Raw genomic sequence first — 12,362 nt, forward strand, 5'->3', positions numbered from 1 at the left:
ATAGGTAATAAGGAGGGGATAAGTTGAAAAGGATACTGTTAGTTTCAACAAGTGCTCATGATATGAATGGACACCCGACTGGTTTGTGGCTTGAAGAGCTCGCAGCTCCTTATCATTTATTTAAAAAGGCTAAGTTTGATGTTGATATTGTGTCAATAAAAGGCGGGAGAGTACCTATAGATAGAGTGTCTATTCCGAATGGTATACCTCGTGAATTCAAGCATGTAGCTTCTTTATTGCAAAATACGAGGCCGATTTCAAATGTTCATTTCTCGGATTATGATGCGGTTTTATTTGGTGGTGGCCACGGGGCGATTGTAGATTTTCCAGGTAATCCATATGTAGCAAATTTAATTGAGAATATGTATAACGATAACCGGATTGTAGCGGCTGTTTGTCACGGAGTAAGTTCCTTTGTCGGTGTGAAAAATAAGGATAGCTCGTTTTTTGTTGCCGGTAAGCGTATAACAGGTTATACAAACGATGAAGAAAAAGCTGTACATTTAGAAAAGCGCGTTCCGTTTTTGTTAGAAAGTAAGTTGAAAGAAGAAGGAGCTTTGTTTTATGTAGCTCCCAATTTTACGCCGCATGTGGTAGTAGATGGGCATTTAATTACAGGACAAAATCCACAGTCTAGCGTGGAAATAGGTAAGGCTATAAAAAGGGCTGTAAATAAATTATAGAAAAAGTACCCGCTACTAACAAAGGTAGTGGGTATTTTTATCCCGCTATTTGCCGAGCAGCCCGTAAAAGCCCAATTGGTGAGGGTTGATTAAAGTTTCACTTTATCCTAAAATTCCCCCCTCAAAATTGGTTTGTAACCGTCCAGTTGGTGATAATGGATTATAGTTTTTTATGTATAGTATATGAAAATGTAATAAACTAAAAAGGCGTAATAAGTATAATAACTTCATTTATAATCATTCGTGAATTTGCTATACTATTTTGTATGGACAAAAGGGGAGGCTCTTTTAAATGAGAAAAGTCGCATGTGCAAATACTTATATTAATAAAATCAAGCCCGTTATTAGAAAGGCGAGTTTTAGCCAATTGAAAATAGATGAAATTGCGAAATATATGGATATTAGTAAAGCTACTTTATATAAACGTTTTTCTTCGAAAGATGAAATTATTGAGGCGGTAGTAGAGGATTTCATGAACTATCTACTCGAAGGTGATGCGGATAATCAAGATGAAAGTATGTCATTTACAGAACGGTTCCAAAAGACATTTATCCATTCTTTAAAATGTGTGACATATATTTCGGATGTTTTTTTGCAAGATTTGAAAGAAGCATATCCGCATTTGTCGGATCAATTAGTCGCTGCACAACAAAATCGTAATCATAATTTGCAAATGTTTTTTGAAGCGGGTATGGAACAAGGCTACTTTAATAAGATGAACGCACAATTATTTATGGTGCAAGATGATGTGATGTTAAGACGTATTATAGATCATTCTTTTTGTATTCAGTACGATATTACGTTAAAGAAAGCGATACTTGATTTTTATCAATTGAAGAAGTATCAACTTTTTAAACCAGAGTATATAGATGCAATTGATGATTCGGAAATTGAAAAAGAAGTTATTGCTATTTTGCAAATGATTTCGTAAAAAAGCAGATCTCCCTTAATAGAGGGAAATCTGCTTTTTTAGTACATATTATTTTTGCAACTGTTTTAATACTAATTCGGCTACTGGACCACCTGAAGCTGGGTTTTGACCAGTGATAACACGATTATCTTCTAAAGCATAAGCTTCCCACGGTTGCGCGGCTTTTTCGTAAAGTCCTCCATTTTTAATGAGTTCATCTTCTGTTAAAAATGGAACGAATTGATCTAATTCAGCTAATTTTTCTTCTTCATTTGAAAAGCCTGTTACCTTCTTACCACTAATTAAACGATCCCCATTACTTAATGTAATATGAAATAAACCAGCAGCTCCATGACAAACGGAAGAAACAATTCCGCCGTTTTCATAAATGTTGCGGCAAATATTTTGAAGTTGTTTATTTTCTGGGAAGTCCCAAATAACCCCGTGACCACCTGCGTAATAAATAACAGCGTAGTCTTCTGGATTCACTTCACTCGGTTTCATTGTAGAACCGAGGCGATTCATAAACTCTTTCTTTTGATACCATTCCCAATCGACGCTCTCCGCCATTGCTAAACTATGTGGATCAATTGGTGTATAACCGCCTTGTGGGCTGACATAATCGACTTCGTAACCCGCTTCTTCTACTTTTTTTACGAAATGTACAGCTTCACCAAGCCAAAGTCCGGTAGCCCTATTTAAATTTGGATATTTTTCTACACTTGTTAATACAACTAACATTTTTTTCTTCATCATAATCCTCCTATAATGTCTCTTCTATATAAAAGTTCTGTATTCGTTTCGTTTTATTAAGTTAAAAAATGCAAATTTGAATAATCATGCCAGTCCTTCTCATATCGGATTCGAAATTAGTGTATAATAAATTTCGAACAAAGTAAACTAAAAAGGCTAAATTAGTTTAGTTTGTATATTTTTCGTTGACAAACTGTAATGCTGAAACTATGATAGTTCCATGAATATCGAACAACATTCTTGTTTCGTGTCGAATTCAATTTACCCCGCTATTTTCCGGGCAGTAAGACCCCCACCTCAAAATTCAGCGGAAGCAAAGAAGTTAGGTGGGGGATCAACTGCCCGTAAAAGTCCGATTGATGAGGGCTGGTTAAAGTTTCACTTTATCGCGCGATAAGGTAGTACCTTTTATACATTTAATGAAGTTGTTTAGTGGTGATACAACATTTAAATAACTTCATTTTTCATCTATAGTTTGACAATTTTAAAATTGCAATCAGGAGAGTGTTACACATGGGGAAAGATATAAGTAACCATTCGAAATGGTTTGTTTTTACATTATGTTTTATTGTTTTGTTAGGACCGATGAACGCTGTGTTATTTAATGTAGCGCTAGAGGATATTGCCAATGATTTATCAATTAGTCAATCGAAAGTAAGTTGGGTTGTAGTGGGGTATTCTTTAGTTGTCGGTATTGGTTCGATGATATATGGAAAACTGGCTGATCGTTACAGTGTAAAAAGGCTATTAATTATTTCTATTATCATATTTGTAGCTGGTTCTATTGTTGGGTTTGTGAATCAATCTTATGAGATTATCATTTTCGCAAGGTTAGTGCAGGCGAGCGGGGGAGCAGCGTTTATTGCGCTCAGTATGATTGCGGTGGCAAAATTAGTTGCTCCAGCTAAAAAACCGGGTGCGTTAGCAATGATTAGTTCTTCTATTGCATTAGCGGTTGGTATTGGACCTTTAGTTGGTGGGGCAATTACAAATACGTTAGGGTGGCCGTATTTATTTTTATTTATGGTTATTTCAATGATTGGTATTTTCTTGCTCGTAAAATTTATGCCAGAAGAGGCGCAACATACCGATGAAGTGTTTCGCTTTGATTTCATTGGAGCAGTTTTATTATTTGTATTGATTACGACCATTTTATTAGGAGTGAATATTAATAGTTGGCTTTTTGTGTTATCTGTTGCTTTCCTATTTTTATTCAGGGCTCATATGAAGAGAACAGAGTCGCCGTTTATTGATATTGAGTTGTTTACAAATAAACCATTACTTCGTTTAATAGCGGTCGGATTTATCATTAATGTGGCGTTATGTGCTAGTTTATTATTATTACCATTACTGTTAGGAAGAGGACACGGATTGTCTCCATTCGTTATTGGAATTGTATTGTTTGTTGCATCTCTCTTTGGTATTGTATCTAGTGTTATTACCGGAAAGATTATTCCTTCGTTTGGGAATGTGAGGATGATGTATGTAGCGTCTGTAGTTATGATCATGGGCTTTTTAATTTTAGGGATTATTCCGAATGGGAACTTACTCTTTATTTTATTTGCGGTTATTTTAACATTTATGAGTTATTCGGCAATTCAAGTATCATTAAACACATTTATACCCAAAACATTAAATCCAGCTAAAGTTGGAGTTGGTCTTGGTTTATATAATTTAATTAACTTTTTCGGTATGGCATTTGGACCAGCTGTAGCGAGCAAAATTATGGAATCTACAAATAGTTATCGATTGAATTTTATTTTGCTCGTCATTTTAATTTCTGCTCATTTCTTCTTATTAATGGGAATGTCTTCTTTTCAAAAAAAGATGGAGCAATGAATATGCACCTTATATAGAAGAAACCGACTTTCTTATAGAAGGTCGGTTATTTTTCTGTCTTGCAAATTACGAAAAAAAGGAGCAAAATAAAAAAGGTCCTAGTCTATACATGGGCAAATGAAAATTTTCATACAGAAGCATTTGAAGTGAGCGAACTTAAAGTGTGTAAAATATAATGATAAACATAAAAGATGATGAATGAGAAAACGGGTGATGAAGTTGAATAGAGCAATCGGTGTTATCGATTCAGGAGTTGGCGGTTTAACAGTAGCGAAGGAATTAATTCGTCAGTTGCCGAAAGAGCGTATCATATATTTAGGAGATACAGCACGTTGTCCTTATGGTCCACGTTCTCGAGAAGAAGTGCGTCAATTTACGTGGGAAATGACGGAGCATTTACTAGATTTAAATATTAAAATGTTAGTTATTGCGTGTAATACAGCAACTGCAGTTGTATTAGAAGAGATGCAAAAACAATTACCAATTCCAGTAGTAGGAGTTATTCACCCAGGATCACGTACAGCTTTAAAAGTGACAAACACGTATCATGTTGGGATTATTGGAACGATTGGAACCGTGAAAAGTGGTGCATACGAAGAGGCGTTAAAGTCTATTAATAACCGTGTTATGGTAGAAAGTTTAGCTTGTCCACCTTTCGTTGAACTTGTAGAGAGTGGGAATTTCGAAAGTGAAATGGCGTACGAAGTTGTAAGAGAAACGCTGCAACCACTGAAAAGTACCGATATTGATACTCTTATATTAGGGTGTACACATTATCCGATTTTAGGACCTGTTATTAAAAAAGTAATGGGAGATAAAGTACAACTAATTAGTTCTGGTGATGAAACAGCACGTGAAGTAAGTACAATCTTATATCATAGTAAAATGTTGAATGAAGGAGAAGAACAAAGCGATCATCTCTTCTTAACAACAGGAAAAATAGGCTTGTTTAAAGAAATTGCATCAAAATGGTTCGGTCAACCGATTGAAAATGTGAAGCATATTCATTTAGAAAAAGAATAATAGTAGAATTCATATAAGTAAGCTCCTGAGAAATCAGGAGTTTTTGTTTATCCCGCTATTTTCCGGGCAGTAAGACCCCCACCTCAAAATTCAGCGGAAGAAAAGAAGTTATGTGGGGAATGAACAAAACTCCCACTGATTAAAGTTTCACTATATAAGAGGCACAGCTTGTTCTAAAATGTGAAACGGCTCGTATACATAATAGTACAAACTTAGATTTTAGGGGGGAATGGCATGCCTAAATCCACTTTTAAATGGGTTGTTGGTGCTACTGTGAGCGCTGTTTTACTAACAGGGTGTGGCTTTATAAATCAGGAGAAAGCAACTGAACAAATTGATCCGCCAAAACAAGTTACGTATACAGAGGGTGGGAAGAAAGAAGTAGCTAAAAAAGATAAGCAAGGGCAAATGGTAAATAGAGAACTATACCTTGTTGATAAAAATGGTTATGTTGTACCACAAACATTAGCTATACCTACTCCGAAAGCAAATGAGACTGTGAAGCAAACGTTAGAATACCTTGTGAAAGATGGACCAGTAACGAATTTATTACCGAATGGGTTTCGTGCAGTCATTCCGGCGAATACAACGATGACCTTAGATTTGAAAAAGGACGGGACGGCAGTTATTGATTTCTCTAAAGAAATGAAAAACTATGTGAAAGAAGAAGAGCGGCAAATCGTTGAATCTATAGCGTGGACGTTGACGCAATTTACAGAGATAAAACAAGTGCAGTTCCAAATAAATGGTGAGAAATTGGCAAAGATGCCTGTTGGTGGTACACCGCTTGGTGAAGGAGTGAGCCGTGCAAATGGTATTAACTTCGATGATGAACAAGTAGCAGATGTAACAAATACAAAACCAGTCACACTGTATTTTATGGCGCAAAATAATAATAAACAGCAATATTACGTACCAGTAACGCGCCGCGTTGCTGAAGGAAAAGAAAATGATTATGCAGCAATTATAGATGAGCTTGTAAAAGGTCCGATTCATCAATCGCTCCTGAATGATTTTAATCCAGGCGTTAAGCTTATTACGAATCCGAAATTACAAGACGGAAATCTTACATTAAACTTTAATGAAAATATATTTGTAAACCCAGATAAAAATATGATTTCAAATTACGTATTGAAGTCGTTAGTTTTATCTTTAACAGAAAAGAAAGGTGTGAAAAATGTTTCTATTGAAGTGAATGGAAAAGCAAATCTTATAGATGAAAAGGGCGGAAAGTTAATAAAACCTGTAGATCGTCCAGAAAACGTGAATACAGGTAGTTTTTAATCTTGAATAATTTGATATACTTAAGTAAGAAAGGAGAATTGCTTTTTGGGTTCTCCTTCTTTTATTGTATACATATCATACATTTAAAATTGGCTATACTAACGAGTAGTAATTAAGAGGAGGTTATTTTTATGCGAGTAGATGGTAGAGAGAAAACAGAATTACGCCATATACATATTCATACGAATTATTTAAAACATCCAGAGGGATCTGTATTAATTGAAGTTGGGGATACAAAGGTGATTTGCTCAGCGACAATTGAAGAGCGTGTACCACCGTTTATGCGTGGAGAAGGAAAGGGCTGGGTAACAGCTGAATACGCGATGATTCCGCGTGCAACAGAACAACGTACAATTAGAGAGTCAAGCAAAGGGAAAGTAACAGGACGTACAATGGAAATTCAGCGTCTAATTGGACGAGCATTACGTGCGGTAGTTGATTTAGAAGCGCTTGGCGAGAGAACAGTTTGGATTGACTGTGATGTTATCCAAGCAGATGGTGGAACGAGAACAGCGTCTATTACAGGTGCATATGTAGCGATGGTACTAGCTTTTGAGAAGTTATTACAAGCAGAAAAAGTATCTAAAATTCCAGTAAAAGATTATTTAGCAGCAACGTCAGTAGGGATTGTTGAAGAGCAAGGTGTTGTTTTAGATTTAAACTATGCAGAAGATTCTAAAGCAGACGTTGATATGAACGTGATTATGACTGGAAAAGGCCAATTTGTTGAAGTGCAAGGAACTGGAGAAGAAGCGACGTTTAGTAGAGCGCAGTTAAATGAACTACTTGATGCTGCGGAAAAAGGCATTTTCCAACTGATTGATATGCAAAAAGAAGCTTTAGGCGACATCGTATCTCATATAGAGTAGAGGTGGAAAGTATGAAACAAGTTGTTGTAGCGACAAAAAATATGGGTAAAGTACGTGAGTTTGCTGAGTTATTTGAGCGATTTGATTTAGAAGTAAAATCATTACACGATTTTCCTCATATTGAAGAAGTTGAAGAAACAGGTGAAACATTTGAAGAAAATGCGATCTTAAAAGCGGATAGTTTGAGTAGACAGCTGAATTCGATCGTAATTGCGGATGATTCGGGTCTTATTGTAGATGCTTTAAACGGAAAACCAGGAGTGTATTCAGCGCGTTTTGCTGGTGAACCGAAAAATGATCAAGCAAATATCGATAAAGTGTTACAAGAATTAAATGGCATTGACTTTGAAAAGCGTAAAGCACGTTTCTATTGTGCATTAGCAGTTGCTTTCCCTGAAGGTGATAAAAAGCCTGTCATTGTAAATGGGACATGTGAAGGATTTATTTTAGAACAACGCCGCGGAGAAAATGGTTTTGGATACGATCCGATCTTTTATGTGGAAGAATACAAAAAAGCAATGGCGGAATTAAGTTCAGATGAGAAAAATGCTATTAGCCACCGTGGTCGTGCTCTTCGTAAGTTAGAAGAAAAAATCCCGGAATGGTTTTTAGGAGAATAAGGGAGAGAGTATGATGAAAGCTTTAATCGTAAGCGATAGTCATAGCTCTGTGAAGGAATTACAGCAGTTGAAAGAGAAATATGAAGGGAAAGTAGATATCATGATTCATTGCGGTGATTCAGAGCTAACGCCTGCTCATGAAGAAATGCAAGGTTTCCGTGTTGTAAAAGGAAACTGTGATTATGCTAACTTTCAAGATGAAATTGTAACTGATGTAAATGGAATTCGCTTCTTAGTTGTGCATGGACATCGCCATAATGTGAAAATGACATTACAAACGCTAGCGTACCATGCGGAAGAAGTAGGAGCGCAAGTTGCATGCTTCGGACATTCTCACGTATTAGGTGCGGAATTAATCGACGGCGTTTTATTTATTAATCCAGGCAGTATTTTATTACCACGTCAGCGTGTAGAAAAGACATTTGCTGTATTAGAAATGGATGAAAATCAAATGGAAGTTCGTTTTGAAACATTAGACGGACAACTAGTTGAACAAGCAGTTTTTAAAAGAGGATAATAAAATTTATCCTCTTTTAAAAAAGGTGTTGACTTTATGTATGGTTATACATATAATAAATATTGTCGATAGGGCAACGGCGCTAACGAAGAAAAGAAAATAACATATGCGGGTGTAGTTTAGTGGTAAAACAAGAGCCTTCCAAGCTCTGGTCGAGAGTTCGATTCTCTTCACCCGCTCCATGTCCCAGTAGCTCAGCCGGATAGAGCATACGCCTTCTAAGCGTACGGTCGGGAGTTCGAATCTCTCCTGGGACGCTAACAAAAACCTTGTTATCTTTTGATAACAAGGTTTTTGTTTGTCTAAAAATTGATGTTTGGGTTATAAGTGTAGTTCATTCTTAATATCTGCGACCTTTCCTTCGATATTAAGCAGTTGCATATGTACTTCTTTTTCTTAAATAAAAAGAGCGCCGTTTATCCCGCTATTTGCCGGGCAGTAAGACCCCCACCTCAAAATTCAGCGGAAGCAAAGAAGTTAGGTGGGGTCGGGCTGTCCATAAAAGTCCGATTGGTGAGGGTTGATTAAAGTTACACTTTATGCGCCCTGTTCCTCATATTTAATTTAAAGAATCAATAGGCTTATGGTAGAACTCAAATCCATATCCAGATTCTCCTAATTGTTCACTTGCAATGTTATAAAAGTTTTTACCATTCTAGTGTGATTGAGTAGCCGTTATCGGAACTTATCCCTGATAGTGTGTTACAATTAATAGAAGCGGAAAACGAGAATCTCCAATTGACTGGACGTGTGATTAGTTGGACAGTTTAAGAAGGTTGTATAAAAAGGGAGATGGCGCAAAGATGGCGAGAACAAAAGAGAATGATTTAACGGAGAAATTGGCAGAAGGTCAACGGAAATATGGTGACGGCAACTTTACAGTACAGAACATCGGTGATGAAACTAATCCGAATTGGACTGTCGTAAAAAATGTGAGGAAGGGATCGGCAGGCATTCGCGAAGGAGAAGATATATTAAGACTGCGATCAAAATATATAAAATAGTATGGAATGGGCGGAGCGGGAGTTCGAATCTCTCCTGGGACGCTAAAAAAACCTTGTTATCTTTTGATAACAAGGTTTTTTGTTTTAAATTAGTTATTAATAAACTTCTCAAATACAAAACCATAATCTTTCACATTGTATTGTTTCTTCGTATCAACAAGCCAGTTAAAGGCAATCTCGTTCATCTCTTTAAATTGCTCTGCTAAGTTTACTTGTGCGTTTGAAATACGGCTGAAAGCATTAGATGCCATATCTAAACTTTTATGTGCATATTGTAATGTAATGTCGTTGTCGTATGAAATTTCTTCAATTTTAAGTAAAGCCTTATATAAATCTTTTAATTCTTCAATATGTTTTTTATGAACATCAATTGAGTAATGCTCATCTCCCATTTGAAACTTAATTTCTATATCTAAATCAATCGTTCCTGCAGTTTCAAGTGCTACGTTTTTAATTTGATATTTACTATAGCTATAGCGGCGCAGTGTGCGTTTTTTACTTGTTGCGCTTGTACCATCTAGGTGGAGTAATCCTTTGTTTGTGAAGCAATATTCATCTGATTTGGATTTAATTAGAAAATAAATTTTCTCTTCATCTTCGTGCATCACGTAATCATCAGCATCAACTTTATCGTAATCTTTCGGTGTAATGACAGAACCTACATCGCTTAACCCTAAAACATCAGCAGCTACTTTTTTGAACATATATAATCCCCCTTGTAAATTAAATTCTTAATTGTACAAAAATATATTAACATGATTTTCATTTTTTGTTTTCTTGTAATACGAAAATATCTGAAGGTAAGTTAAGAAAAGTAACGCATAATTATTTTGATCCTAAATTATTTAGTAAATCTATTAGTCTAAGAGTCGATTCGCCGAAAAGTAACCAAGAGAAAAAAGCTAATTTTGCAAGTGATTATAGAGAAATTTCGTGAAAGCACCTCAAGCGATATGAGGTGTTTTTCAATCCCTTTTTGAAATCTTACAATTCTGTAAGGTAACTGTAAGGTAGTTCGATGGTAAGAAATTGCTAATCTTTTATAATGAAGATAACAACGATAAAACGAGGAGGAAGAAATGATGAAAGGGTTAGTTGTAACGGGCTTAACGGTTGCTTTTGGATTTGTAGCGTATGAGAAATTAACGTATGTAGTCGATGTTGTGAAACATTTGATTGCTTAGAGAAAACAGCTATGAGAGGGAAAGGGAATGAGTGAATGAATGGAATGGTTATTTGGAATTATAGGTACTTGTAGTGTAGTGTTATTGTTCTTTGTCCCAAGTGGTATACTTAGTTCGACAACAAGTTTGTTCTTCTTAAGTTTGTTTGCTTGTACGATGCTTATTATTATGTTTTTAATGAAGCGAAGTAAACCAATCTTCTATTTTAGCATGATTGTTATGGCAATTATTGTTCTCCAAATTATTACCCTTGTAATATACCCCACAATTATAAAAGCTTTCCATTAATGATGAATCCTCTGCGCTTGTTGCTGGGGATTTTTATTTGTACAATTTTAATTTTTAGTGGAGATTTACTCGTATCGGAATATAAAAATTAAATATTTTTATATTTCAAACAAATGATTTAGGGATGTTGTGTTCTCATTACGCATTTGATATATTTACTTTGAGCATAATTAAAATCAAGAAAAAGAGGCGGACGTATGGATAAAAAAGAAAATACGGTCGTATTGTTTCCACAACTATCAGAGCGCTATATTGATGAAGGTTTTTTAGCGCTGAAAGAGCGGAAATTCGAAGATGCATTGCGTTGCTTTGAAATATTACGTCAGTATAATGCGGAAACGGAACAAACGGAATTAGCTTCAGTTATTTGTTTACTCGAATTAAAACGTATGGAAGAAGCGAAAGATAAATGTGAACAGTTGCTTAAAACAGGAGTTGTCTTATTTGGTGATATTCTTGAAACGTACGTAACAATTTTAGTTCAAACAAATGATTATGAAGGTGTTATTGAAACTGTTGAAAAGGTTTTACAAACGAAAGATATAATGCCTGATCAAAAGGAAAAATTAGCGCAGCTTGCTTTATTTGCAGAAGGTATGCTAAATGAGGGAGACGCATCGCTAGTGGATTCAAACTTTGAATTGGATGAGTTTACTAATGAAATTTTTGGAGAAAACTTTGGACAGAAGCTAAGAGCGATTCAGCGACTTTCGTTAAAAGATTTAGATCTTGCATTACCTGTTTTAAAGAAATTTTTAATAGACGAAGAGCAGCACCCCTATTTGAAAACTTCTATTTTGTATAAAATGATAGAAAGTCAGGTAGAAGAAGAAATAGAGGTAGAAAAGTTTGGAAATACGATTAAGGTGATTCCAGCATTTACAGGTCATAATGAGGAGCAATCCAATAACATTATACATAAATTATCAAGCCGATTAGAGCAAAATTATCCCGATATATTTGAAGCGATGGTTACATATTGGAAAGAGTTGCAAATTAGCGTTTTCCCATTCGCTCTATTAATGGATAAAGAAGAGATTTGGTCAGCTGTTTTAGAGAGAATTGGAAGAAAGCGTTTCGGATTGGCTATTGATGAAGAAGAGCTTATGGCAGCATATAATATCGAATTGGAAGAGTTTCATATTGCCTATCAATGGTTATTACGTGTTGAAAGAGAAGGATATTTGCCCGTATAATTATGAAAAAGAATCGTTCAGTTCTTGAAACGAGCATATTCTATGTTATAATGTAAGGGTTGCAAAAGGCAGAAATCTGCCTGTTTGTAAGAGAAGAGAAGTGCAATTCTCTTACTTAATATGTTTCATATTATTCTCGAACAAAATATACCGTAGTTGTCTTCTGGGCAATTAGTAGATTGGAACATTATA

At 35.5% G+C, this 12,362-nt stretch carries 13 protein-coding genes and 2 tRNA genes; 13 read left to right on the top strand and 2 right to left on the bottom strand.

Annotation, left to right across the window (positions count from 1 at the left end; genetic code table 11):
• The first annotated feature begins 62 nt into the window (after positions 1 to 62).
• Positions 63 to 683, top strand: a complete 621-nt coding sequence (locus CN409_RS20600; RefSeq protein ID WP_044784586.1) for a type 1 glutamine amidotransferase domain-containing protein — start codon at positions 63 to 65, stop codon at positions 681 to 683.
• A 292-nt stretch (positions 684 to 975) separates the two neighbouring features.
• Positions 976 to 1,614: a TetR/AcrR family transcriptional regulator gene (locus CN409_RS20605; RefSeq protein WP_001233010.1), complete on the top strand. Its 639-nt coding sequence runs from the start codon at positions 976 to 978 to the stop codon at positions 1,612 to 1,614.
• Between the two features lie 48 nt (positions 1,615 to 1,662).
• Here the strand turns inward: CN409_RS20605 and CN409_RS20610 are convergent, their stop codons facing one another.
• Positions 1,663 to 2,346, bottom strand: a complete 684-nt coding sequence (locus CN409_RS20610; protein WP_000728522.1) for a type 1 glutamine amidotransferase domain-containing protein — start codon at positions 2,344 to 2,346, stop codon at positions 1,663 to 1,665.
• Between the two features lie 513 nt (positions 2,347 to 2,859).
• Between CN409_RS20610 and CN409_RS20615 the strand changes: the two genes are divergently transcribed.
• From CN409_RS20615 to CN409_RS20660, 9 genes are all read left to right on the top strand, one after another.
• On the top strand, positions 2,860 to 4,185 hold the full coding sequence (locus tag CN409_RS20615) for an MFS transporter (protein ID WP_000513862.1): 1,326 nt from the start codon (positions 2,860 to 2,862) through the stop codon (positions 4,183 to 4,185).
• A 213-nt stretch (positions 4,186 to 4,398) separates the two neighbouring features.
• Positions 4,399 to 5,208 carry a glutamate racemase gene (racE, locus tag CN409_RS20620; protein ID WP_000774005.1) on the top strand — a complete coding sequence of 270 codons (810 nt, stop codon included), beginning with the start codon at positions 4,399 to 4,401 and terminating at the stop codon, positions 5,206 to 5,208.
• 234 nt (positions 5,209 to 5,442) lie between these two features.
• Positions 5,443 to 6,492 (top strand): spore germination protein GerM, encoded by a 1,050-nt coding sequence (gene gerM, locus CN409_RS20625; protein ID WP_097890899.1) that lies wholly within the window; start codon positions 5,443 to 5,445, stop codon positions 6,490 to 6,492.
• A gap of 131 nt (positions 6,493 to 6,623) precedes the next feature.
• Entirely contained in the window at positions 6,624 to 7,361 is a 738-nt protein-coding gene (rph, locus tag CN409_RS20630) for a ribonuclease PH (RefSeq protein ID WP_001261763.1), read from the top strand.
• An 11-nt stretch (positions 7,362 to 7,372) separates the two neighbouring features.
• Complete coding sequence (locus CN409_RS20635; protein WP_000815946.1) at positions 7,373 to 7,981, top strand: XTP/dITP diphosphatase; 609 nt, start codon at positions 7,373 to 7,375, stop codon at positions 7,979 to 7,981.
• A 13-nt stretch (positions 7,982 to 7,994) separates the two neighbouring features.
• The gene (locus CN409_RS20640; protein WP_000645510.1) at positions 7,995 to 8,498 is read left to right on the top strand and encodes a metallophosphoesterase; all 504 of its coding nucleotides are present in this window, start codon (positions 7,995 to 7,997) and stop codon (positions 8,496 to 8,498) included.
• Positions 8,499 to 8,606: 108 nt separating this feature from the next.
• Positions 8,607 to 8,680, top strand: a tRNA-Gly gene (locus CN409_RS20650).
• A gap of 1 nt (position 8,681) precedes the next feature.
• Positions 8,682 to 8,755, top strand: a tRNA-Arg gene (locus tag CN409_RS20655).
• 546 nt (positions 8,756 to 9,301) lie between these two features.
• Positions 9,302 to 9,502: a hypothetical protein gene (locus tag CN409_RS20660; protein ID WP_000124591.1), complete on the top strand. Its 201-nt coding sequence runs from the start codon at positions 9,302 to 9,304 to the stop codon at positions 9,500 to 9,502.
• A gap of 89 nt (positions 9,503 to 9,591) precedes the next feature.
• Here the strand turns inward: CN409_RS20660 and CN409_RS20665 are convergent, their stop codons facing one another.
• Positions 9,592 to 10,206 (bottom strand): PH domain-containing protein, encoded by a 615-nt coding sequence (locus CN409_RS20665; protein WP_000475202.1) that lies wholly within the window; start codon positions 10,204 to 10,206, stop codon positions 9,592 to 9,594.
• 519 nt (positions 10,207 to 10,725) lie between these two features.
• On the opposite strand from CN409_RS20665, the gene CN409_RS20675 reads away from it, so the two are divergent.
• Entirely contained in the window at positions 10,726 to 10,974 is a 249-nt protein-coding gene (locus tag CN409_RS20675) for a hypothetical protein (RefSeq protein ID WP_001983650.1), read from the top strand.
• Between the two features lie 197 nt (positions 10,975 to 11,171).
• Positions 11,172 to 12,170 (top strand): hypothetical protein, encoded by a 999-nt coding sequence (locus CN409_RS20680; protein WP_000358275.1) that lies wholly within the window; start codon positions 11,172 to 11,174, stop codon positions 12,168 to 12,170.
• Positions 12,171 to 12,362 lie beyond the last annotated feature (192 nt).

Origin of the sequence: Bacillus sp. AFS012607, assembly GCF_002558005.1 — a bacterium.
GTDB lineage: Bacteria > Bacillota > Bacilli > Bacillales > Bacillaceae_G > Bacillus_A > Bacillus_A thuringiensis_S.

What these genes read in the sequence shown, in the direction of transcription:
- CN409_RS20600 (WP_044784586.1), top strand. Translation starts at nt 63, where the DNA reads ATGAATGGACACCCGACTGGTTTGTGGCTTGAAGAGCTCGCAGCTCCT.
- CN409_RS20605 (WP_001233010.1), top strand. Translation starts at nt 976, where the DNA reads ATGAGAAAAGTCGCATGTGCAAATACTTATATTAATAAAATCAAGCCC.
- CN409_RS20610 (WP_000728522.1), bottom strand. Translation starts at nt 2,346, where the DNA reads ATGAAGAAAAAAATGTTAGTTGTATTAACAAGTGTAGAAAAATATCCA.
- CN409_RS20615 (WP_000513862.1), top strand. Translation starts at nt 2,860, where the DNA reads ATGGGGAAAGATATAAGTAACCATTCGAAATGGTTTGTTTTTACATTA.
- racE (WP_000774005.1), top strand. Translation starts at nt 4,399, where the DNA reads ATGAAGTTGAATAGAGCAATCGGTGTTATCGATTCAGGAGTTGGCGGT.
- gerM (WP_097890899.1), top strand. Translation starts at nt 5,443, where the DNA reads ATGCCTAAATCCACTTTTAAATGGGTTGTTGGTGCTACTGTGAGCGCT.
- rph (WP_001261763.1), top strand. Translation starts at nt 6,624, where the DNA reads ATGCGAGTAGATGGTAGAGAGAAAACAGAATTACGCCATATACATATT.
- CN409_RS20635 (WP_000815946.1), top strand. Translation starts at nt 7,373, where the DNA reads ATGAAACAAGTTGTTGTAGCGACAAAAAATATGGGTAAAGTACGTGAG.
- CN409_RS20640 (WP_000645510.1), top strand. Translation starts at nt 7,995, where the DNA reads ATGAAAGCTTTAATCGTAAGCGATAGTCATAGCTCTGTGAAGGAATTA.
- CN409_RS20660 (WP_000124591.1), top strand. Translation starts at nt 9,302, where the DNA reads ATGGCGAGAACAAAAGAGAATGATTTAACGGAGAAATTGGCAGAAGGT.
- CN409_RS20665 (WP_000475202.1), bottom strand. Translation starts at nt 10,206, where the DNA reads ATGTTCAAAAAAGTAGCTGCTGATGTTTTAGGGTTAAGCGATGTAGGT.
- CN409_RS20675 (WP_001983650.1), top strand. Translation starts at nt 10,726, where the DNA reads ATGGAATGGTTATTTGGAATTATAGGTACTTGTAGTGTAGTGTTATTG.
- CN409_RS20680 (WP_000358275.1), top strand. Translation starts at nt 11,172, where the DNA reads ATGGATAAAAAAGAAAATACGGTCGTATTGTTTCCACAACTATCAGAG.